Genomic DNA, 20,948 nt, shown 5'->3' with positions numbered 1-20,948 from the left:
GAACCCATCTCACCGGTCCCCTGACCACACGTGATGGTCCACACTCCTGGGGTGACCTCCCACCCCGTTCCTCCGGTTCTCGTGCCGTACGCCCCGAGCCACCACGCCGCGCTGCTCGAGCTCGCACTGCGGGCCTGGGAGCCCGTGTTTCCGGCGGTCGAGCAGGAGGTTCCCTCCTTCGTCTACGCCGCCTTCTACCCCACGGGCTGGCGTGACCGGCAGCGCCAGGACCTCGCGGAGATCCTGCAGAGCGAGCCCGAGAACGTCGACGTCGCGCTCGACGGCGACCGGCCGATCGGCTGGGTCTGCACGCGACTGCACCCCGAGGACTGCATGGGCGAGGTGTACGTCGTCGTCGTGGACCCCGACCACCAGCAGCGGGGCGTCGGGCGCGCCCTCCTGGAGCGCTCGTTCGCTCGGTCGAGGGCAGCCGGCATGACGATGGTGATGGTGGAGACCGGCGCCGACTCCGGGCACACGCCGGCTCGTCTGGCTTACGAGTCCCTCGGCTTCGCACGTTGGCCGGTCGCCCGCTACTTCAAGGAGCTCGACGACTCCGCGTCCTAGAGCAGCCAGAGCAGCATCGGCAGCAGCAGGCTGGTCGCCAGAGCGGTCAGCCCCATCGAGAGCCCCGAGAAGGCGCCCTCGGTCTCGTCCTCGTGCAGCGCCCGAGCGGTGCCGATGCCGTGCGAGGAGGCGCCCAGGGCCAGCCCCCTGGCCTCCCGGCTCCGCACCCGGGCGAGGGTCAGCAGGGTCGGGCCCGCGACCGCGCCGAGCACCCCGGCGGTGACGGTCACCACCGCGGTCAGCGCGGGGATCCCCCCGATCTCCTCCGACAGCGCGATCGAGACGGGGGTGGTGGCCGCCTTCGGCGACATGGTCAGCGCGAGCTCCTCGCCGCCGCCCAGCGCCGTGACGAGGCCGTAGGCGCTGAGGATCGAGACCGCGGCGCCCAGCGGGATCGCCACCAGCATCGGCCCCACCACGCCGCGCAGCCGCCGGACCTGACGGTGCAGCGGGACCGCGAGGGCCACCGTCGCCGGCCCGAGCCAGAAGCTGATCAGCGCCGCGCCGTCCGCGTACGTCGCGTAGTCGACGTCGGCGAGCGTGATCGCCACCGCGACCACCACCACCGCGACCAGGACCGGCTGGGCGACCGGGTGCCCGCCGGTCCGGTCGCGCAGCCGGAGGCCGAGCCGGTAGCCGAGCAGGGTGACCAGCACCAGCGCCAGCGGCGAGGAGGCGAGCTCGCGCCACTCCCCGCTCACCGGACGCCTCGCCGTCGTCCGAGCCAGGAGACCGTCCACCCGACGACGAGCAGCCCCGCCAGCCAGGAGCCCACCAGGGCGACGGTGATCGGCAGCGCGTCCTCGCGGAGCACGGTCAGGTAGACGACCACGCCGACCCCGGCGGGCACGAAGAGGAGCTGCAGGTGGCGCAGCAGCACGTCGGCGGCCCGGAGGGTGCCCGCGCCGGCCTCCGGCGGGCGTGCCTGGAGGAGCAGGAAGAGGAGCACCATCCCGACCACCGGGCCGGGCACCGGGAGCCGGGCCGCGGTCACGACCACCTCGCCGGCGAGCTGGCAGGCCAGCAGGACGGTCAGCCCGCGCAGCATCAGCAGGCCCCGCGCCGGAAGCACCCGGGAAGGTGCGGGTCGAAGAGGCCGATCGCCTCCATCAGGGCATACATGGTGGTGGGCCCGACGAAGACGAAGCCGCGCTGCTTCAGCGCCTTCGAGAGCGCGAGCGACTCCGCCGAGGTGGTGGCCGCCTGCGGCACCACGGGGCCGGCGGGGCGGTGCCGCGCGATCAGCTCCTCGAGACCGCCCGCCTCGCGCAGCGCCACGGTCGCCCGCGCGTTGGTCACCGCGGCCTCGATCTTGCGCCGGTTGCGCACGATGCCCGCGTCGGCCAGCAGGCGCTCGACGTCGCGCTCGTCGTACGCCGCCACCGCGTCCGCGTCGAAGCCCGCGAACGCTGCCCGGAAGGCGGGCCGCTTGTTGAGGATGGTCAGCCAGGAGAGCCCCGACTGGAAGGCCTCCAGGGTGAGGCGCTCGAGGTGGGCGGCCTCCCCGTGGATCGGGACCCCCCACTCGGTGTCGTGGTAGGCGAGGTTGACCGGGTGCCCGACCGCCCACGGGCAGCGCGCCAGGCCGTCCTCGCCGACCACCGCCTCAGGCACGCTCACGGTCCAGCAGTCTGCCAGCGCCGCGCAGGGGGGCGCGTCGCGGGAGGTGTCAGCGGCGGCGCTTGAGGCGGCCGTTGGGCAGGGTGGGCGCGGGCAGCGGCGGGAGGTGCTGCCCGGCCACGACGCCGAACCGTCCCGGGTTCACCTGCGTGCTGTCGGTGACCAGCCCGCCGTCGCGGTGCAGCTGGGCCTGCCACTCGCCCCGGTAGGCCACGATCTCCTCGTGGGTGCGGCCCACGAAGTTCCACCACATCATGATCTCCTCCCCGAAGGGAGGTCCGCCGATCAGCACCAGGCGCGCCTCGTCGTGGCACTCCAGCTCGAGCCGGGAGCGGCCTGGCGCCAGGTAGAGCAGCTCGCCGGGCTTGACCTCCTGGCCGTCGACGCTGGCGTGCCCGACGTCGACCAGCACCCCGTGCTCGAAGGCGGGGTCCACGTCGAGGTCCATGGTGGCCCGCTCGGCGAGCATCACCTCGGCACCGACGAGCGGGGTGTGGGTCTGCACCGGCGACCGGTCGCCCAGCAGGGAGCCGAGGAAGACCCGGCCCTCCCAGCCGGGGCCGCGCACCGGCCGCGGCACGTAGTGCTCGAAGCGCGGCTCGACGTCGCGGGCCCCCTCCGGGAGCGCCAGCCACAGCTGGACGCCGTGCAGCACGTCGGTCTCCTCGGTGGAGACCTCGGAGTGGCTGATGCCGCGACCCGCCGTCATCAGGTTGAACTCCCCCGGCCGCACCATGGCGTGGGCCCCGGAGGAGTCCCGGTGCTCGATCTCACCGGTGAAGAGCCAGCTGACCGTGGCGAGCCCGGTGTGCGGGTGCGGGGGCACCCGCATACCGCCGCTCTCGGCCACCTCGTCGGGTCCGTAGTGGTCCAGGAAGCACCAGGCGCCGATCAGGGAGCGGTGGCGCTGCGGCAGGGTCCGGCGCACCCGCATTCCCCGCGGGCCGCCCAGCGGCACCTCCCGGGACGGCAGGACCTCCAGCGACAGCTCGGTGTCGCCGGACGTGATCCGTTGCTCCCGCGGGCGTGGCTCCGGATTGGTCATGGTCCCCATACTGTCCACCTTGGCAAGGCTCGTCACCAGGTGTGTCGAGCACGCGAGACGGAGGCCGCACGCGACCGCGGGGGAATAGGCCCCTCGACGCCCCGGTTGGGGCACGGCATGGCCGACCACCCCGCACCGAGCCCTGCCTCCGCACTCCTCGAGCCGCTGGCGCTGGGCGCGGTCGAGGCCGCGAACCGGGTCTTCATGGCGCCGCTGACCCGGATGCGAGCCGAGCAGCCCGGCGACCTCGTCGGCGACCTGCACGTCGAGTACTACCGCCAGCGCGCGTCCGCCGGCCTGGTGATCAGCGAGGGCACCCAGATCAGCCCCGAGGGCAAGGGGTACGCCGACACCCCCGGGCTGCACAGCCCGGCGCAGGTCGCGGCGTGGCGCCGGGTCACCGACGCGGTGCACGCCGAGGGCGGTCTGATCGCCGCCCAGCTGTGGCACACCGGGTGGGTCGGCCACGAGTCGCTGCACGACGGCGAGAAGCCGGTCTCCGCCTCGGCCGTCAGCGTGCGGACCCGCACCAGCCTCAAGGACGAGCAGGGCCGGGTCGTCCGCGCCGACGTGCCGGTGCCGCGGGCGCTGGGGACCGAGGAGCTCCCGCGCCTGGTCGAGGAGTACCGCCGCGCCACCTCGCACGCCCGCGACGCAGGGTTCGACCTGGTGGAGATCCACGCCGCCCACGGCTACCTGCTCCACCAGTTCCTCTCGGCGGTGAGCAACCATCGCACCGACGGCTACGGCGGCTCGCGGGAGAACCGGGCACGGCTGCTGCTCGAGGTGGTCGACGCGTGCGGCGCCGAGTGGGACGCGGGGCGGGTCGCCGTCCGGCTCTCGCCGATGGGGCGGTTCAACGGCCTCGAGGACCCCGACGGGGCCGCCGAGGGCCTGCTGCTGGCCCGCGACCTCGCCGACCGCGACCTGGCCTTCCTGCACCTCTCCGAGCCGGACTGGGCGGGCGGGCCCGCCCTCGACGGCGAGTTCCGCGACGCGCTGCGCGCGGCGTACCCCGGCACCCTGGTCGTCGCCGGCAGCTACGACGCGGCGAAGGCCGAGCGCGTCCTTGCCGCCGGCTGGGCCGACGCGGTCGCGTTCGGTCGCACCTTCCTCGCCAACCCGGACCTGCCCGCGCGGCTGGCCCGCGGCGCCGCCCTCAACGCGCAGCGGCCCGGGAGCTTCTACGGCGGCGGCGCCGAGGGCTACACGGACTACCCCGCCCTCACATGAGGTCGGTCGGCTCCAGCCGCTCCGGACGCGGGGGCGGCTCGGTGTCGCGGTCCTCGACCCGGCAGTGCCAGCTCCAGAGGAGCTGACCCAGCACCACCATGACCAGCGCGGTGGCGGCGAAGCCCAGCGCCGAGACCGCGATCAGCGGCGTCACCAGCACCGCGACGGTCGCGTTGAGCATGAGCGTGAGGAAGGAGCTGCCGGAGACGACCGCGCCCCGACGCTCGGGGAAGAGGTCGAGCAGCATCAGCTGCAGGGTCGGGTAGGACATCCCGTTGCCCAGGGCGAGGATGCTCGGCCCGACCACCGCCCACGGCAGGTCGGTGGACCACGGTGTCAGCGAGAGCGCCACGCCGACCACCGCCCCGGTCACCGAGACGACGAAGCCGGCGCTGACCAGGCGGCGTCCGGTGATCCGGCCGGCGGCACGCCCGGAGATCCAGGAGCCGACGACCATCGACCCGATCATCGGCACGAAGAAGACCCAGAAGTCGAGCTCCCCCAGCCCGAGCAGGTCGACCACGAAGAGCGCGGCGCCGCCGATGTAGAGGAACTGGCCGCCGAAGGCGAAGGTCGCCGCCCACGCGACCCGGTGGAACCCCGGCAGTCGGGCCACCTCGACCAACCCGCCCAGCACCGAGGCCGGACGCAGCGGCACCCGCCGCGACGGGGGGTGGCTCTCGGGGAGCACCCACGCGGTCGCCGCGACCAGCACCACCCCCAGCACCGCCATGAAGAAGAAGACCCAGGGCCACGGGCCGAGCTGCAGCACCACTCCTCCGACCACCGGGGCGATGGCCGGGGCGAGGCCGAAGATCATCGCGACGCGACTCATCAGGACCTGTGCCTGGTCGCCGTCGAAGAGGTCGCGGATCACGGTGCGGCTCACGATCGTCGCCCCGCCGGCGCTCAGCCCCTGCAGCACCCGGAAGGCCAGCAGCACCCCGAGGTCCGGGGAGAAGGCGGCGCCGATCGAGGCGCCCACGTAGACGGCGAGCGAGCCGATGATCACCGGCTTGCGGCCCACCGCGTCGGAGAGCGGCCCGTGGAAGATGCTCATCGCCGCGAACGACGCCAGGTAGGCGGTGACCACCAGCTGCATCTCCGGGGCGCCCACGCCGAAGTCGGTGCGCATCTGGGTGAACGCCGGGAACGGGGTGTCGATGCTGAACGGACCGATCATCGAGAGCATCGCCAGCACGGCCGGGATCACCACCAGGGCCCGTCGACTGCGGGGGTCGAGCGAGGGCTGGGTCACCGCACGAGTATGCGCTGGGCAGGGGTTGGCATGATCAGGGCCCATGGAGACAGTGAGGGAGAGCCTGATCGGCGGCCTGCGGATCGCCTGGGACCGCCGCGTCCTCGAGCCGCGCCCGTGGACGGCCGCGCAGGCCGAGTGGCTGGCCGCCCTCGCCGACGACGCCCCGGCCGGTCCGGCGCTGGAGCTGTGCAGCGGCGCCGGGCACATCGGCCTGGTGCTGCAGCACCTCACGGGGCGTGACCTGGTGATGGTCGACGCCAACCCCGTGGCCTGCGACTTCGCCGCCGCCAACGCCGCCACGGCGGGGCTCGCGCCGGAGATCCGGCAGGGCTTCATGGCCGAGGTGCTGCGGCCCGACGAGCGGTTCCCGCTGGTCCTGGCGGACCCGCCGTGGGTACCCCGGGCGGAGGTCGCGCGCTACCCCGACGACCCGGAGCTGGCGATCGACGGCGGCCCGGAGGGGCTGGACGTGGCCGCCCAGTGCCTGGCGCTGGTCGACCGGCACCTCGCCGACGGCGGCCACGCGGTGCTCCAGCTGGGCACCACCGAGCAGGTGGAGGCCCTGGTCTCCGCCGTGCAACCGGAGCGGGTCGGGCTGGTCGAGGTGCGTCGCTTCGAGCGCGGCGTCCTGGCCCACCTCGCTCACCTCGGGGCGGCGTACCCCGCGAGCTGACCGGTCGAGGCGGGCGGCTCGGTGAGCACCCGCAGCGCCAGGGCGGTGGTCGTCTCGACCCCGAGGTGGCCCACCACCCTGGAGACCCGCAGCGGGTCGAGCGGCAGCAGGCCCGGGGTGCCGGGGACGTCCGGGGTCAGGCCCAGGTCGAGGTCGGTGCGGCCGGACATCAGGGCCAGGTTGAACGCGTACCGCTCCCGCGCCCCCGGGGCGGTCAGCCGGCGCAGCAGCCCGGCCCCGATCCGGCGCCGGCCGGTCTCCTCGCTCCAGGAGTCGAGGGTGGCGACGAGGTGGCGGCCACCGCTGTGGTCGATGTCGGCCCAGACCGCCTGCATCGACCCCATCTGGTTGAGCAGCACGGGGACCGTCTTCTCCCCCAGGCCGGTCACCCCGGGCAGGTTGTCGCTGGCGTCGCCGCGCAGGGCGGCGAACTCCAGGTACTGCGCCGGCGTCACGTCGTACATCGCCCGCAGGGCGCGGGGCGTCAGCAGCGGCGAGCCCGCCATCCCGCCGTTGATCAGCCGCAGCACCCGGGTGTGGTCGCTGATGTGGGCGAAGGAGTCACGGTCGGAGGTGACCAGCACGCAGTCCCAGTCGTGCTCCACCGCCCAGGTCGCCGCGGAGGCGTTGACGTCGTCGGCCTCCAGCCCCGGCGGGGTCAGCGTCGCCAGCCCGAGCGCGTCGAGCAGCGCGCCCGCCCGCTCCAGCTGCTCGACCAGGGCGGCGTCCTTCTCGGCGCGGCCGGCCTTGTAGTCGGGGTAGAGCTCTTCGCGCACCGAGCTGGTGCGGTCGTCGAGGCCGAAGATCACCGCGTCGGGGGCGAACATGTCGATCGCCTCGAGGATCTGGCGCAGCATCCCGTGCAGCGCCCACGCCGGGCGGCCGTTGCGGTCGCGCAGGTCGGAGAGGACCCGGGCGTGGTGGTGGCGGTGCAGCAGCGACGGCGCGTCGACGGCGAGCAGCAGCCTGCGTGCGTTCTCCGGGGCCATGGCAGGGCGAGCCTAGCCCCGCTCCCCCCTGGCCCCGCCCGCCCAGGTCCACGCGTACGCCGGGTCCTCGGCGGCGAGGCCGCCCTCCCCGAGCTCCAGCGGGGCGAAGGTGTCGACCATGACGGCCAGCTCGTCGAAGGCCTCGGCGCCCAGGGACGCCTCGATGGCGCTGGGCTGCGGGCCGTGCGAGTGGCCCCCCGGGTGCAGGCTGATCGAGCCGACGCCGATCCCCGAGCCCTTGCGCGCCTCGTAGTCACCGGCGACGTAGAACATCACCTCGTCGGAGTCGACGTTGGAGTGGTAGTAGGGCACCGGGACCGCCAGCGGGTGGTAGTCGACCTTGCGCGGCACGAAGTTGCAGATCACGAAGTTGTGCCCCTCGAAGACCTGGTGGACCGGCGGCGGCTGGTGCACGCGTCCGGTGATCGGCTCGAAGTCGGCGACGTTGAGGGTCCAGGGGTAGAGGCAGCCGTCCCAGCCGACCACGTCGAAGGGGTGGGTGGCGTAGGTCAGCCGGGTGCCGACGATCCCGCCCGAGGTGCGGTGCTTGACCAGCACCTCCACGTCGCTCCCCTCGACCAGCCAGGGCTCGGTGGGGCCGCCCAGGTCCCGCTCGCAGTACGGCGCGTGCTCGAGGAGCTGCCCGAAGCGGGAGAGGTAGCGCTTGGGCGGGTGGATGTGGCTGGTGGCCTCGATCGCGTAGAGCCGGGACGGCTCCGCCGGCACCCAGCGGTGGTCGCAGGCCCGCGGGACGAGCACGTAGTCCCCGCTGCGGTAGGGCAGCACCCCGAAGACGGTCTCGACGGTGCCGCTCCCGGACTCCACGAAGACGCACTCGTCACCGACGGCGTTGCGGTAGAGCGGGCTCGGCTCCACGCCGGTGACGACGTAGCCGATCCGCACGTCGGCGTTGCCCAGCACCTGCCGGCGGCCGGTGACCGGATCCGCCCCGGCACCCTCGCCCGGGGCGCCGAAGAGCGCGTGGAGGCGTAGGTGGCGCGGCGTGAGGGGGTGGTTGGGGGTGCGCGCCTGGTCGGGCAGCTCCCAGACCCGGCTGTCCACGATCGCCGACGGCACGCCGCGGTGGTAGAGCAGCGAGGAGTCGGAGGAGAAGCCCTCCTCCCCCATCAGCTCCTCGCGGTAGAGCGCGCCGTCGGGGTCGCGGTGCTGGGTGTGCCGCTTGGGCGGGACGTCTCCCACGCTCCGGTAGTAGGTCATGAGGCGCCTCCTGCCGTCGACTCGTGTGGTTCGCTCATCGAACGTTTGTGTTCGCATATCGCTTGATTAGAGTAGCCCCGTGACCGCCACCACGCCAGAGACCCTTCCTCCCGCCTGGGCCGGGATCGTCGACGACGCGGCGATCTTCCCGCCGGGGAACGCGCCGCTGGGCGAGGCCCTCGCCGCCTACCCGGCGCACCGCGCCACCGGGCTGGTCGGCACCTTCGTGCTCCGCGACACCGACCTGCCTGAGGCCCGCGACGCGGGCGTGCCCCTCTCGGTGGTCGTCACCGGGGGCGCCGGCCAGCTCGCCGGTCCGCTCGGGCTGGCCGCCCGCACCGGCCTCGACGTGGCGGGGGTGGAGATCGCGCTGCGCGACCTCGACGACCTGGCCGGCAACGCCCGGCGGGTGCTGGCCGCGGTCGACGCAGCCCGGGACGAGGGGCTCCTCGACGAGGAGACCCCGGTCCACGTGGAGGTCCCCGGCCGGGTGGGCGCCTCCTGGCTCCGGGCCGTCGACGAGCTCGCCGCCGCCGAGCTGCGGCTCAAGCTCCGCACCGGCGCCCCCGACGGCTCGCTCCCCGCCGACGAGGCCGACCTCGCCGAGCGGATCGACGCGGCGCTGGACCGGGAGACCCCCTTCAAGTGCACCGCCGGCCTGCACCGCGCCGTGCGCCACGACGACGAGCACGGCTTCGCCAACGTGCTGCTGGCGACCCGGCGCGCCTTCGACGGCGCCGCCCGGGACGAGGTGGTGGCGACCCTGGCCGAGCGGGACCCGGCCGCCCTGGCCGACGCGCTGCGCGCCGAGGAGGCGCTCGCCGGGGCCAGGCGCTGGTTCACCTCGTTCGGCTCCTGCTCGGTCGCCGAGCCGCTCGCGGACCTGCGCGCGCTGGGCCTGCTGGGGTGAGCGCGACCACCGGCGACGGCTTCGGGCTCGACCACCTGCCGTACGGCGTCCTCTCCACCGCGCAGGATCCCGCACCGCGCGTGGGGGTGCGGTACGGCGACCACGTCCTCGACCTCTCCGCCGTCCTGCCGGACGCGCACTGGCGGGCCGGCTCCCTCAACCCGTTCCTGGCCGCGGGGCGGGCGGCCTGGGAGACCGCCCGGAGCGCCGTCACCGGTCTGCTCCGCGACGAGCCGGACCGGGTCGCGGCGCACCTGCTGCCGCTGGCGGACGTGACGCTGCACCTGCCCTTCGCGCCGCGCGACTACGTCGACTTCTACGCCTCCGAGCACCACGCCTCGAACGTCGGGCGGATCTTCCGCCCCGACGCCGAGCCGCTGCTGCCCAACTGGCGGCACCTGCCGGTCGGCTACCACGGCCGGGCCGGCACCGTGGTGGTCAGCGGCACCGAGATCATCCGGCCCCTCGGTCAGCGCAAGGGCCCCTCCGACCCCGCCCCCGTCTTCGGCCCGACCACGCGCCTCGACCTCGAGGCCGAGCTCGGCTTCGTGGTCGGCACCGGCACCGCGCTCGGCGAGCGGGTGGCGGCCGACGACCTGGCCGACCACGTCTTCGGGGTGGTGGGGCTCAACGACTGGAGCGCCCGCGACATCCAGGGCTGGGAGTACGTCCCCCTCGGCCCGTTCCTCGGCAAGAGCTTCGCCACCAGCGTCTCCGCCTGGGTGACCCCGCTGGCCGCCCTGGAGGCCGCCTGGACCGACCTGCCCCGGCAGGACCCGACCCCCCTGCCCTACCTGGCCCCGGGCCGGACCCGCGGCCTCGACGTCGCGGTGGAGGTGCTGGTCAACGGCCACGTCGTCAGCCGGCCGCCGTACGCCGCCATGTACTGGTCGCCGGCCCAGATGCTCGCCCACCTGACGGTCAACGGCGCCTCGCTGACCCCCGGTGACCTCTTCGCCTCCGGCACGGTCTCGGGGGGCCGGCCCGACCAGCTCGGCTCGCTGCTGGAGCTCACGTGGGGCTGGCGCGAGCCCGTCGCCGTGGGCGCCGAGGAGCGGATCGCCCTGGAGGACGGGGACGAGGTGGTGCTGCGCTACTCCGCCCCCGGCACGGGCGGCGGGCGGATCACCCTGGGCGACGTGGCGGGCCGGATCGCCCCCGCGCGCCCCTGACCCGCCAGCACTCGGAACGCCTCCCGCCCCGCGTCCCACCTCGCTAGGGTCGCAGGACCCCGCCGAGGCGGTGGGGACGCCGACCAGCCAGCGCTACGAGTCAGGGACGAGTCATGCCCAAGAGCCTCACCCGAGCCGCCCGGACCCTCACCGCCGCCACCGCGGCCGGGATGGTGCTCAACGGCCTGCGCCTGCGCGGCCGGGGCGAGGGGCTCGTGCCGCTGCCCGCCGGGGACGCCCCCGCCCCCGACGGCTGGGTGACCCTCGCCGCCCACGGTGTGGAGGTGCGTCCGGCGACCGTGGCCGCGGCCGTCGCCTGGGCGGAGCGCGAGGGTCTGGACGCCGTCGACCTGGTGCCTGACGACCTCCCGGCGGAGCGGGTGACGGGTCTGCTGCGGCAGGTCGACACCCGCACCTTCCGGCGCGACCCGCTGTGCGAGGGGCACAGCGCCGGCCACGCCCTGCTGGTCCGCAGCGAGCTGGGGGGCCGCGCCCAGCTGCCGGCCGGGCCGGTCAGCGCCGCCGAGCTCGTCGAGGCCAGCCGGCAGGTCAAGCGGTTCGCCCCGCGCCGCACCGACTTCGTGGTGGCCCCGGACGAGCGGTCGATCCCCCTCTCGGCCTCCGAGGAGCTCACGGTGCTGCGCACCGTGCTGGACCGCTACGCCACCAGCCACCAGGTGGGGACGACCGCGTCCCTGGCCGTGGTCGGCGCCGGCGCCCTGCTGGCGCCCCGGGTCGGCCTCCCGGCACTCCTCGCCCACCAGCTCCAGCCGCGCCTGGTCGGCCGCGGTCGTGCCGGCGGCCGCGCCGGGCGGTGGCTCCACGAGGCGCGTCGCTCGCTCGCCCTGATGCGGGCACCGGCGCCGCCGGCGCCCACCGTCCGCCTCTCCGACGAGCTGCGGCCGCTCTACGCCAAGGAGCTGGAGCGCGGCACCGCGCGGTTCTTCGAGGAGCGGGTCGACTCGTGCCGCTGGTGCGGCTCGCCCGACGTCGCGCCGCGCATCACCTCCCCCGACCTGATCCAGCACAAGCCGGGTGCCTTCACCCTCGACGAGTGCGCCACCTGTGGACACGTCTTCCAGAACCCGCGACTGAGCCTCGAGGGGCTCGACTTCTACTACCGCGACTACTACGACGGCTTCGCGGGCGCGGAGATGGAGAAGGTCTTCGCCTCCTCCGACGACGAGTACGCCGGCCGCGTCGGCATGGTCGCCGCCCACGCCACGACCGAGCCCGCGCGCTGGCTCGACGTGGGCAGCGGGCACGCCCACTTCTGCCTCATCGCCAAGGAGCGGTTCCCCACCACCTCCTTCGAGGGGGTCGAGCAGAGCCAGGCGATCGACGACGCCGCGCTCCGCGGCTGGGTCGACCGGGCACACCGGGGCTTCTTCCCCGACGTCGCGGCCGATCTCGCCGGGCAGTTCGACGTGGTCAGCATGCTCCACTACCTCGAGCACACCCGGGAGCCGCTCGCCGAGCTCGACGCGGCGGTCACCGCGCTCAAGCCGGGTGGCCTGCTGATGGTGGAGGTACCCGACCCCGACTGCGCCTCCGGACGCCTGCTGGGTCCGTACTGGATGCCCTGGCTCCAGCCGCAGCACCAGCACTTCCTCTCCATGGCGCGCCTCGAGCAGGCCCTGGAGCAACGCGGGTTCACCGTGCTCGACCGCTACCGCGAGCCGAGCACGCGGGGCATCGACGTGCTGCCCGCCGTCTGGTTCGCGGCCGGCCAGGTGGTGCCTCGGCCGTGGATGCCGTGGCTGCCCCGCCCCACCCGTGCCGAGCGGCTCGCGCGGGCCGCGGTCGTCGCCGCGGCCCTGCCCGTCGGCGCGGTCGCCGCGGCCGTGGCCCAGGTGTCGGCCCGCCGGGAGGGCCTGGACCAGCCGGGCAACGCCTTCCGGGTGCTCGCCCGCCTCGACGCTCCGACCGCGGCCGAGGCCTGAGGCGTGGCGGCTCCCTCCCTGCGCCTCCTGCTGCTGCGCCACGGCCAGACCCACGCCAACGTGGCCGGGGCGCTGGACACCGGCGAGCCGGGGCTCGACCTCACCGACCTCGGGCGCGCGCAGGCGGCCGCGGCCGCGCGGATCCTGGCCGGCACCGGCGTGGAGGGGGTCTTCGTCTCCCGGCTGGTGCGGACCCAGCAGACCGCCGCGCCGCTGCTCGAGAGCGCCCACCTGCCGCAGCGCGTGCTGCCGGGGCTCCACGAGATCTCCGCCGGCCGCTACGAGATGGCCACCGACCGCGACTCCGTCCACGGCTACCTGACCACCGTCCAGCGCTGGGTGCACGGCGAGCTCGCCACCCGGATGCCCGGCGGCGAGACCGGCGAGGAGTTCCTCGCGCGCTACGACGCCGACGTCGCCCGGATCGCGGAGAGCGGCGCCGGCACCGCGCTGGTGGTCAGCCACGGCGCGGCCATCCGCACTTGGGTCGCCGCCCGGGTGCCCGAGGTCGCGGGCACCCCCGAGGCGACCAGCCCGCTGCACAACACCGGCCTGGTCACCGTGGAGGGTCACCCCACCCGGGGGTGGCGGCTGGTGGAGTGGCACGCGGACCCGCTCGGCGGCCACCTGCTCGACGACGACTCCGCCCCGGACCCGACCGGCGAGCCGGTCGACGAGTAGGCCGGCTCAGGCGAAGGCGGAGACGGCCGCCACGGCGGCGACCACGACCGAGGCGAGCCCGGCCACCACACTGACCGCCACGGCGATCTGGTAGCGCTTCGCCGCGCCCTCCACGAGCTCCTCCTCGGACTTCGTGGTGATCAGCAGCGAGCCCTTGCTCTGCGGCTTGCGCACCGTGAGCCTGCCCCCGCGGTCCACGGCCTCGCCGCAGACGAAGAGCTGCACACCCTCGGGCAGCACCCACTCCTCGTACTCGTAGCCGAGGGTCCCACCCCGGCCGCCGCCGGTCGGCAGGCTGACCTTGAAGGAGCCGAGCTCCAGCTTGGAGGAGCCGCCGGCGTGCTCGGCCTGCCGGAACTCGCTGAGCACCTTGCGCGCCCCCTGCACCTCCTTGCCCGGCACCACCGGGATCCGGCCGGTCTCGTCGACGACGAAGAACGACTTGTCGGAGTGGTTGTCGGTCATCACCTCCTCGCGCTGGACCGTGCTGCGGTCCCCGTCGGAGTCCCGGCGGACCTCCTCGTACTTCCGCGTCACCTTCTGCCGGTACCAGACGCACGGCGTCGAGGTGAGCTCGGAGGTGAGCAGCCCGTCGACGTGTGCCGCGCTGCGACCCTTGAGCTCGACCGCCTGCCGGAACGCGTCCGGGCCGGCGGCCTCGTTCGCCGCCGCGTGCAGCTCCCGGAGCTGGGCTGCCGTCAGGGTCTCGTTGCCGAGCAGCTCCTGCCGTTCGCTGCGCGCCAGGTGCGCGACCACCGCCGCTCCCACGGCCAGAACCCCGAGCCCTACTGCCAACCAGACCATCTCGTCCCCCTCGTGCCGACGCGATCTGCGTCTAGGCACCGCCATCCAACCAGAGTCAGATCCAGCCCATCCGTCGTGCGGTGGCCACCGCCTCGTGTCGGTTGGCGGCGCCCAGCTTGGTGACCGCGCTGGAGATGTGGTTGCGCACGGTGCCGGCGGAGAGGTGGACGCGACGGGCGATCTCCTCCACCGGCGCGGCGTCCGCGGCCGCCTCCAGCACGTCGGCCTCCCGCGGGGTGAGCGGGGAGTCCCCGGCCGCGATCGCCTCGGCCGCCAGCTCGGGGTCGACGTGACGACCCCCTGCCTGCACGATCCGCACCACCCGGGCCAGGGTGGCCGCCGACGTCGTCTTGGGCAGGAAGCCCCGGACGCCGCCGGCCAGGGCCCGCTTGAGATAGCCGGGCCGCCCGTGGCTGGTGACGATCATGCAGGCGCAGCCGGGGGCGACCTCGGCGATCCGGGCCGCGGTCTCGATCCCGTCGAGGTCGGGCATCTGCAGGTCCAGGACGGCCACGTCGGGCTGGTGCGCCCGGGCCGCGGCGATCGCCTCCCCGCCGCCCGCCGCCTCGGCGACCACCTCGAGGTCGTCCTCCAGGTCGAGCATCTGCGCAAGCGCGCTGCGGATCAGGTTCTCGTCGTCGGCCAGCAGCACCCGGATCATCGCGTCCCCTCCTTGGTCGCCCCCGAGGCTGCCGGGTGCAGCCGCAGCCGCACCAGGAACCGGTCGCCGCGCGCCTCGTGGACCAGCTCGGCGCCGAGGGCGGCCACGTCCTCGGCCAGGGTAGCCAGCCCCGTGCCGTCGCCGTCGCTCTGCTGGCTCGCCGACACCCCGTCGTTGACGATCTCCACAGCCTCCCCGTCGTACCCGATCCGCACGTGGGTGGCCGTCGAGTGGCGCAGCACGTTGGTCACCCCTTCCCTGACCAGGCGCGCCACCGGCGGGTGCCAGGCCTCCGGCAGCCCCGCCAGGTCCGCCGTGGCGGCGATCCCGGCCGAGCCGAGGAGCGCGACGGCGCCGTCGAGCTCGTTCTCCAGGTCGAGGGGACGGTAGCCGCGGGCCAGCTCGCGGGCCTCGCGGAGCGCCTCGTGCGCGGTGCCCCGCACCTCGCGCACCAGCCCGGGCGCGCGGTCGTCGCCCCGCTCGGCGAGGGTCGCGGCGAGCTCGGCCTGCACCGCGATCGTGGAGAGGTGGCGCCCCATCACGTCGTGCACGTCGCGGGAGAAGCGCAGCCGCTCCTCGGCCACCGCCAGCGCGGCCTGGGTGCTCCGGCCGCGGTCCAGCTCGACGACCACCCCGAGCAGCCACAGCGAGCTCTGCACGGTGAAGGCGAAGAAGGCCGTCAGGGCCGCGCCGTACGCCGCGCCCGCCAGGCTCTGGCCCAGCACGCCCAGGACGACGGCGCCCAGCAGGACCAGCGTCCAGGTGACCCGGCGGTCGCGCAGGCCGCCGACCGTCCAGGCCAGCGTGCCGACCAGCACGATCCCGGGAGAGACCGCCTCGTCGGGCTCGAGCGTCGCGAGCCAGCCCAGCACCGGGACGGTCAGGATCGCCACCGGCAGCAGCGTCGTCCAGGGCAACGGCCGCGGCGCCGGGTAGAGGCGGAAGGCGGCCTTCAGCACCCGCACGCCCGGCACGGCCACCGCCAGCACGGCGACCACGGTCGCCACCCGGTCGCCGGTGGTCGACATCACCGCCACCGAGCCCAGGGTGCCCAGCGCGAGGAGGAACCAGAGGAGCAGGTGGAGCGAGCCGCGGGTGTAGAGGTCGACCAGCTCGACGTCGCTGCGCCCCGCCCACCCCGGCAGCCGGGGCAGGCGGGGCAGGCGGGAGGAGGAGTCGCGGGGGTCGCTCATCGCCGCTGATCCTAGGAGCGGATCAGCCACGCGGCTCCCACCGCATCGACCGGACCGCCAGCGCCAGGGCCAGCAGGGTCCAGCCGACGAGGACGGCCATCCCCGGGGCGGCCTCCACCCAGGTCTGCCAGAACCCGACGGTCTGCTCGTCGGAGCCCCGGGCCAGCCCGAACCAGCCGGTCCGGATGAGCTCGTTGACCGCAGCCCCGGGCAGCAGGTCCAGGTAGCGGGCGATGTTGTCGGGGACGGCGGGGGTCATGAAGCCGGCCATCGCGATGATCATCACCGGGCCGCTGGTCAGCTGGGCCGACTCCGCGGTCTTGGTCCAGGCGGCGGTCCACAGCGCCAGGGCGGCGAAGGTGACGATCGCCAGCGCGACGCCGAGCAGGAGCAGCAGGGGGTTGGTCGGCAGGTCGAAGCCCGCGATCGCGGCGATGGGAACCGTCAGCGCCGTGACCACCAGGGTCAGGGCGGCCCCGGGCAGCGCCATGGAGGTGACCAGCTCGACGTCCCGGGTCTCCCCCGTCCGGAGCCGCTTGAGCACCAGCTCGTCGCGACGGGTCACGAACATCGACAGCAGGTTGTAGTAGCCCGGGAAGAGCAGCGCCATCAGGATCGCGATGCCGATCGTGGCGGTCCCCGCCATCGGGTCCGGCTCCTGGACGAGGAAGAGCAGCCCCAGCGGGACCAGCGGGACCAGGAAGGCGTAGAGCATCGTGGTCCGGTTGCGGATCATCAGGATCGCGTTGAAGCGGGCCAGGCCCAGGGTGCGCGAGACGGCGGGGATCTGGGTCGCGGTGCTCATCGGGTGGCTCCCTGCAGGTCGGAGGCGGAGTCGTGGGCGAGGGACAGGAAGACCGACTCGAGCGTCGCGGTGCGGGCGTCCAGCAGGTCGAGGGTGACGCCGCGGTCGCGGGCGTCGAGGAGCAGCCGCGTCAACGCCGGCTGGAGCTCGGCGGTCCGCAGCACGGTGCGGTCGCCGTCGCGGGACTCCTCGACGCCGTCCGGGACGGGCAGCGGCTGGCTCGGCGTGCGGAAGGAGATCTCCGCCGGGTGGCCGGCGACGATCTCGGCCAGGGTGCCGGCCCGGACGATCTCGCCGGCCCGCATGATCGAGACGTGGTCGGCGAGCGCCTCGGCCTCCTCCAGGTAGTGGGTGGTCAGCACCACGGTGGCGCCCTCGTCGCGGAGCCGGCGCACCAGCTCCCACACGGCGCGGCGGCTCTCCGGGTCCAGGCCCGTCGTCGGCTCGTCGAGCATCACCAGCTCGGGGTGGCCGGTGAGGGTGCACGCCAGGTCGACCCGGCGGTGCTCGCCGCCGGAGAGCGCGCGCATCCGCGAGTCGGCGTGCCGGGTCAGGTCGAGCATCTCCATCGACTCCTCGACCGGGCGGGCGCCGGTGACGGTCGCCGCCCACATGCTGAGCGTCTCGCGGACCGTCAGGTCGCCGACGAACCCGCTGCGCTGCAGCAGCACGCCGGTGCGGCGGCGCACCTCGGCGCGGTCGGCGACCGGGTCGAGGCCGAGCACCCGGACCTCACCGCCGCTGGCGGGCGAGAGCCCCTCGATCACCTCCAGCGCGGAGGTCTTGCCCGCCCCGTTGACCCCGAGCAGCGCGTGGATGCTGCCGGCCGGCACGGTCAGGTCGATGCCGCGGACCGCCTCGAAGGCGTCGTCGCCGGTGCCGTAGGTGCGGCGCAGCCCCAGCACCTCGAGGGCGGGGCCGCCGCCATGCTGCCGGGTGGCCCCCGTGGTCGCCTGTGTCGTCTCCGTCATGGCTCCACCGTCTCGCGGGTCCGGGCCACTCACCAGTGTCAGGCGTCATGGAGGAGGCGCCGGAACGCACGGGTGGCCCATGACACCCGTCACGGCCTAGACCCCGTCGTCGGCCAGCCCGGGATGGACGAAGGGGCGCCCGGCCTTCAGTTGCTCCACCGCACCGGGGTGGACCCGTTGCAGGTGGGCCACCGCGCGGCGCCGGAACCGCAGCATCTGCCAGGCCCCGAAGATCCAGAAGAGGTACTGGGTGGCCATCGCCCACCGGAAGTCGTGGAGGTCGTAGGCGGCCATGCCACGGGGCTCGCGCAGGTCGAGGACGACCCCGATCGCCGCCATGGTCAGCAGGCTGGCCACGAAGCCTCCGACGTTGACGATGCCGTTGGCCCGGCCGAGGGCTCGTACCGGGGTGAAGGTGCGGGCCAGGTCGAAGCCGATCATCGAGGCCGGGCCGCCGCTCGCCGTCGCGAAGGCCATCAGCACCAGCAGCCAGGACGGCGAGGGGTCGGAGCGCAGCAGCACCGCGCCCCAGGCCAGCGCCATCACCGCGACGATGCCGAGGACCAGCCACGACCTGAACCAGGGCCACCGGGCGACCGCGGCGCCCAGCAGCAGACCGCTCACCACCACCCAGCCGATCATCACCATCATCAGGGTGCCGGCCGCGACCTCCGACCAGCCCTGGCCCCGCACCAGGAACGGGAAGCCCCACAGCAGCGCGAAGACGGTCCCGGAGAACTGCGCGGTGAAGTGGGTCCACATCCCCAACCGGGTGCCGGGGTTGCCCCAGACCGTGCGCACGGAGGCGGCCAGCGCCCGGAACTTCACCTGCACCACCTCCTGGGAGCGGTACGGCGAGTCCTTGACGAGCACCGCGACGGCGACCAGCAGCACCACGCCCAGGCTGGAGGCGGCGGCGAAGGTCCGGGTCCAGCCCAGGTGCTCCAGCAGCAGCGTCAGCGGGGCGGCCGCGGCGACCGCGCCGAGCTGACCGCCCCAGCCCGTCACCTGGGTGACGATCGGCGCCTGGCGGACCAGGAACCAGACCGCCACCAGCCGGATCACGCTGACGAAGACCATCGCGTCGCCGGCGCCCAGCAGGGCGCGGGCCAGCACCGCGACGCCGAAGGAGGTGGCGAAGGCGAAGACCAGCTGTGCCACCGTCATCAGGGCCAGCCCGCCGAGCAGCAGGACACGGGAGCCGAAGCGGTCGAGCAGGACCCCGACGGGGACCTGCATCGCCGCGTAGACGACCAGCTGGAGGACGGTGAAGAAGGCCAGCCCGGTGGCGGTGATCTCGAACCGCTCCGAGGCCAGCAGCCCCGCCACCCCCAGCGAGCTGCGGTGGAAGATCGCCAGCACGTAGACCGCCATGGCGACCAGCCAGATGCTCCAGGCCCGCCGTCGTCCGATCTGGTGGAGCTGCTCGGGGGGCATGGAGGGAGTCTGCCCCACCCGAGGGAGTCAGAGCAGGAGCGTCCCCATGTCCACAGCCAGGGTCTGCCCGGTCACGAAGCGCGCCTCGTCGGAGCAGAGCCAGGTCACGGCGTTGGTGATCTCCTCGGGCTCGACGGGCCCACGCTCCATCACGTTGGCCATCCACCCGCCGGGCGCGTCGCCGGAGAGGTCGGAGCTGAAGAAGTCGTTGACGATCATCTTCGTGGAGACGCCGGCGGGGATCACGGTGTTGACCCGGACCCCGTGCTTGCCGAGCACCATGGCGAAGTTCCTCATCAGCGACAGGACCCCGGTCTTGGCCGCGCCGTAGCCCATCTGTCCCGGGTTGAGCATCTCCTCCTTGTAGGCGACGCCGATGAAGCTGGAGGTCGAGCCGGTGATGCAGATGGCCCCGCCGCGCCCACGCTCGATCAGGCCCGGGGTGACCGCGCGGAGCAGGAAGTAGACGCCGTTCAGCATCGTCCCGACCGAGTCGTGCCACGCCTGCATGTCGTTCTTCCGGTCGCCGTAGCTGGCCATGATGCCGGCGTTGGCGAGGACGATGTCGATCCCGCCGAACCGCTCCTCGGTGGCCGCGACGGCGGCCTCGACGGCCGCCTGGTCGCGCACGTCGCCCTGGATGGTCAGCACCTCGGCGCCGAGGTCCTTGAGGGCCCGCTCGGTGTCGGCGAGGTCGTCAGGCGTCGACATCGGGTAGGCGACGGTGTCGATCTGGCCAGCGATGTCCATGATGGCGACGTTCGCGCCCTCGGCCGCCAGGCGCATGGCGTGCGACTTGCCCTGGCCGCGGGCGCCGCCGGTGATGAACGCGGTCTTGCCGTCGAAGCGTCCCATGGTGATCTCCCAATCTGCGTAGGCTCCACGGGTCCCGGCCCGGGCGCCCGTGGCCCACACCATAGCAATGATGTGCATGAATTAGCCATGGCTGACAAACCCCCGGAAACGACACTGGCCCCCGCCTGAGGCGGGGGCCAGTGTCATGCGATGTGGCAGGTGAAGGATTCGAACCTTCGAAGGCGTAAGCCGACGGATTTACAGTCCGCTCCCATTGGCCGCTCGGGCAACCTGCCTCACACCGTCGTCCCGGAGCCCGTTTGAACCCCTGGCCGACGAGAAGGAAGAATAGCCCAAGCACCGCGCGCAGGGACAAATCAGGTCCCCGCCACCCACGCGGGGCCAGCACGCCACCAGCCAGCACAGGAGAGAACATGGCCGACTCGTCGTTCGACATCGTGAGCAAGCTGGACCGCCAGGAGGTCGACAACGCCCTCGGGCAGACCGCTCGCGAGGTCGCCACCCGGTTCGACTTCAAGGGCACCGGCGCCACCATCGAGTGGCAGGGCGAGCAGGCGATCGAGATCACCGCCTCCGCCGACGACCGCGCCACCGCGGTGCTCGACGTCTTCAAGGACAAGCTGATCAAGCGCCAGCAGTCGCTGAAGATCCTCGACGCCTCCGAGCCGCGGCCCTCGGGCCAGCAGTCGAAGATCTCGATCACCCTCAAGGAGGGGATCACCTCCGAGGACGCCAAGAAGATCTCCAAGCTGATCCGCGACGAGGGACCCAAGGGCGTGAAGGCGCAGATCCAGGGCGACGAGCTGCGGGTGTCCAGCAAGAAGCGCGACGACCTGCAGGCCGTGCAGCAGCTGGTGAAGTCCCAGGACCTCGACTTCGCCGTCCAGTTCACCAACTACCGCTGAGACGACCGAGGGGAAGCCGGAGCACCGTTCCCGTACGACGGGTG

22 protein-coding genes and 1 tRNA gene are annotated in these 20,948 nt (G+C 73.9%); 8 read left to right on the top strand and 15 right to left on the bottom strand.

Going from position 1 to position 20,948, the window contains the following annotated elements:
• Window positions 1–51: 51 nt before the first annotated feature.
• Entirely contained in the window at window positions 52–567 is a 516-nt protein-coding gene (locus tag AC3X7R_RS04700) for a GNAT family N-acetyltransferase (RefSeq protein ID WP_489964411.1), read from the top strand.
• Here the strand turns inward: AC3X7R_RS04700 and AC3X7R_RS04695 are convergent.
• The 4 genes from AC3X7R_RS04695 to AC3X7R_RS04680 are packed head-to-tail and all read right to left on the bottom strand — an operon-like array spanning window position 564 to window position 3,232.
• The gene (locus AC3X7R_RS04695; protein ID WP_489964410.1) at window positions 564–1,268 is read right to left on the bottom strand and encodes an LrgB family protein; all 705 of its coding nucleotides are present in this window, start codon (window positions 1,266–1,268) and stop codon (window positions 564–566) included. The genes AC3X7R_RS04700 and AC3X7R_RS04695 overlap by 4 nt on opposite strands.
• Window positions 1,265–1,615 (bottom strand): CidA/LrgA family protein, encoded by a 351-nt coding sequence (locus tag AC3X7R_RS04690; RefSeq protein ID WP_489964409.1) that lies wholly within the window; start codon window positions 1,613–1,615, stop codon window positions 1,265–1,267. The genes AC3X7R_RS04695 and AC3X7R_RS04690 overlap by 4 nt, the downstream gene beginning before the upstream one ends.
• On the bottom strand, window positions 1,615–2,181 hold the full coding sequence (locus tag AC3X7R_RS04685) for a DNA-3-methyladenine glycosylase I (protein ID WP_489965129.1): 567 nt from the start codon (window positions 2,179–2,181) through the stop codon (window positions 1,615–1,617). The genes AC3X7R_RS04690 and AC3X7R_RS04685 overlap by 1 nt, the downstream gene beginning before the upstream one ends.
• A gap of 55 nt (window positions 2,182–2,236) precedes the next feature.
• Complete coding sequence (locus tag AC3X7R_RS04680; RefSeq protein ID WP_489964408.1) at window positions 2,237–3,232, bottom strand: pirin family protein; 996 nt, start codon at window positions 3,230–3,232, stop codon at window positions 2,237–2,239.
• Window positions 3,233–3,349: 117 nt separating this feature from the next.
• Between AC3X7R_RS04680 and nemA the strand changes: the two genes are divergently transcribed.
• Entirely contained in the window at window positions 3,350–4,465 is a 1,116-nt protein-coding gene (gene nemA, locus AC3X7R_RS04675; RefSeq protein WP_489964407.1) for an N-ethylmaleimide reductase, read from the top strand.
• On the opposite strand, the gene AC3X7R_RS04670 is transcribed toward nemA, so the two are convergent.
• Window positions 4,458–5,723: a multidrug effflux MFS transporter gene (locus AC3X7R_RS04670; RefSeq protein ID WP_489964406.1), complete on the bottom strand. Its 1,266-nt coding sequence runs from the start codon at window positions 5,721–5,723 to the stop codon at window positions 4,458–4,460. The two genes, nemA and AC3X7R_RS04670, sit on opposite strands and share 8 nt — an antisense overlap.
• Window positions 5,724–5,766: 43 nt before the next feature.
• On the opposite strand from AC3X7R_RS04670, the gene AC3X7R_RS04665 reads away from it, so the two are divergent.
• Window positions 5,767–6,399 carry a methyltransferase gene (locus AC3X7R_RS04665; protein ID WP_489964405.1) on the top strand — a complete coding sequence of 211 codons (633 nt, stop codon included), beginning with the start codon at window positions 5,767–5,769 and terminating at the stop codon, window positions 6,397–6,399.
• On the opposite strand, the gene AC3X7R_RS04660 is transcribed toward AC3X7R_RS04665, so the two are convergent.
• Together AC3X7R_RS04660 and AC3X7R_RS04655 are read right to left on the bottom strand one after the other, a co-directional pair.
• On the bottom strand, window positions 6,369–7,388 hold the full coding sequence (locus AC3X7R_RS04660) for a 5'-3' exonuclease (protein WP_489964404.1): 1,020 nt from the start codon (window positions 7,386–7,388) through the stop codon (window positions 6,369–6,371). The genes AC3X7R_RS04665 and AC3X7R_RS04660 overlap by 31 nt on opposite strands.
• 12 nt (window positions 7,389–7,400) lie before the next feature.
• On the bottom strand, window positions 7,401–8,606 hold the full coding sequence (locus AC3X7R_RS04655; protein ID WP_489964403.1) for a homogentisate 1,2-dioxygenase: 1,206 nt from the start codon (window positions 8,604–8,606) through the stop codon (window positions 7,401–7,403).
• Between the two features lie 79 nt (window positions 8,607–8,685).
• On the opposite strand from AC3X7R_RS04655, the gene AC3X7R_RS04650 reads away from it, so the two are divergent.
• From AC3X7R_RS04650 to AC3X7R_RS04635, 4 genes are all read left to right on the top strand, one after another.
• Window positions 8,686–9,516, top strand: a complete 831-nt coding sequence (locus AC3X7R_RS04650) for a hypothetical protein (RefSeq protein ID WP_489964402.1) — start codon at window positions 8,686–8,688, stop codon at window positions 9,514–9,516.
• Window positions 9,513–10,688 (top strand): fumarylacetoacetase, encoded by a 1,176-nt coding sequence (fahA, locus tag AC3X7R_RS04645; protein ID WP_489964401.1) that lies wholly within the window; start codon window positions 9,513–9,515, stop codon window positions 10,686–10,688. Before AC3X7R_RS04650 ends, fahA begins: the two co-directional genes overlap by 4 nt.
• Window positions 10,689–10,801: 113 nt before the next feature.
• A complete protein-coding gene (locus AC3X7R_RS04640; RefSeq protein WP_489964400.1) occupies window positions 10,802–12,631 on the top strand; it encodes a class I SAM-dependent methyltransferase in 1,830 nt (609 codons plus the stop codon).
• Window positions 12,632–12,634: 3 nt separating this feature from the next.
• A complete protein-coding gene (locus AC3X7R_RS04635; RefSeq protein ID WP_489964399.1) occupies window positions 12,635–13,312 on the top strand; it encodes a histidine phosphatase family protein in 678 nt (225 codons plus the stop codon).
• A 6-nt stretch (window positions 13,313–13,318) separates the two neighbouring features.
• Here the strand turns inward: AC3X7R_RS04635 and AC3X7R_RS04630 are convergent, their stop codons facing one another.
• The 8 genes from AC3X7R_RS04630 to AC3X7R_RS04595 all read right to left on the bottom strand — a co-directional run bounded on the left by AC3X7R_RS04630 (window position 13,319) and on the right by AC3X7R_RS04595 (window position 20,274).
• The gene (locus AC3X7R_RS04630) at window positions 13,319–14,080 is read right to left on the bottom strand and encodes a GIDE domain-containing protein (RefSeq protein ID WP_489964398.1); all 762 of its coding nucleotides are present in this window, start codon (window positions 14,078–14,080) and stop codon (window positions 13,319–13,321) included.
• Window positions 14,081–14,171: 91 nt separating this feature from the next.
• The gene (locus AC3X7R_RS04625; protein ID WP_489964397.1) at window positions 14,172–14,777 is read right to left on the bottom strand and encodes a response regulator; all 606 of its coding nucleotides are present in this window, start codon (window positions 14,775–14,777) and stop codon (window positions 14,172–14,174) included.
• Window positions 14,774–15,970: a sensor histidine kinase gene (locus tag AC3X7R_RS04620; RefSeq protein ID WP_489964396.1), complete on the bottom strand. Its 1,197-nt coding sequence runs from the start codon at window positions 15,968–15,970 to the stop codon at window positions 14,774–14,776. The genes AC3X7R_RS04625 and AC3X7R_RS04620 overlap by 4 nt, the downstream gene beginning before the upstream one ends.
• Before the next feature lie 22 nt (window positions 15,971–15,992).
• Window positions 15,993–16,775 carry an ABC transporter permease gene (locus tag AC3X7R_RS04615; protein ID WP_489964395.1) on the bottom strand — a complete coding sequence of 261 codons (783 nt, stop codon included), beginning with the start codon at window positions 16,773–16,775 and terminating at the stop codon, window positions 15,993–15,995.
• Entirely contained in the window at window positions 16,772–17,746 is a 975-nt protein-coding gene (locus AC3X7R_RS04610; protein ID WP_489964394.1) for an ABC transporter ATP-binding protein, read from the bottom strand. Before AC3X7R_RS04610 ends, AC3X7R_RS04615 begins: the two co-directional genes overlap by 4 nt.
• 96 nt (window positions 17,747–17,842) lie before the next feature.
• Window positions 17,843–19,183 carry an MFS transporter gene (locus AC3X7R_RS04605; RefSeq protein WP_489964393.1) on the bottom strand — a complete coding sequence of 447 codons (1,341 nt, stop codon included), beginning with the start codon at window positions 19,181–19,183 and terminating at the stop codon, window positions 17,843–17,845.
• Window positions 19,184–19,210: 27 nt separating this feature from the next.
• Entirely contained in the window at window positions 19,211–20,038 is an 828-nt protein-coding gene (locus AC3X7R_RS04600; protein ID WP_489964392.1) for an SDR family oxidoreductase, read from the bottom strand.
• A gap of 153 nt (window positions 20,039–20,191) precedes the next feature.
• Window positions 20,192–20,274 (bottom strand) — tRNA-Tyr (locus tag AC3X7R_RS04595).
• A 138-nt stretch (window positions 20,275–20,412) separates the two neighbouring features.
• On the opposite strand from AC3X7R_RS04595, the gene AC3X7R_RS04590 reads away from it, so the two are divergent.
• Entirely contained in the window at window positions 20,413–20,904 is a 492-nt protein-coding gene (locus AC3X7R_RS04590) for a YajQ family cyclic di-GMP-binding protein (RefSeq protein ID WP_489964391.1), read from the top strand.
• Window positions 20,905–20,948: the final 44 nt, after the last annotated feature.

This window comes from Nocardioides sp. Z22_16, assembly GCF_058134365.1.
This window is presented reverse-complemented; position numbering and strand designations above follow the sequence as displayed.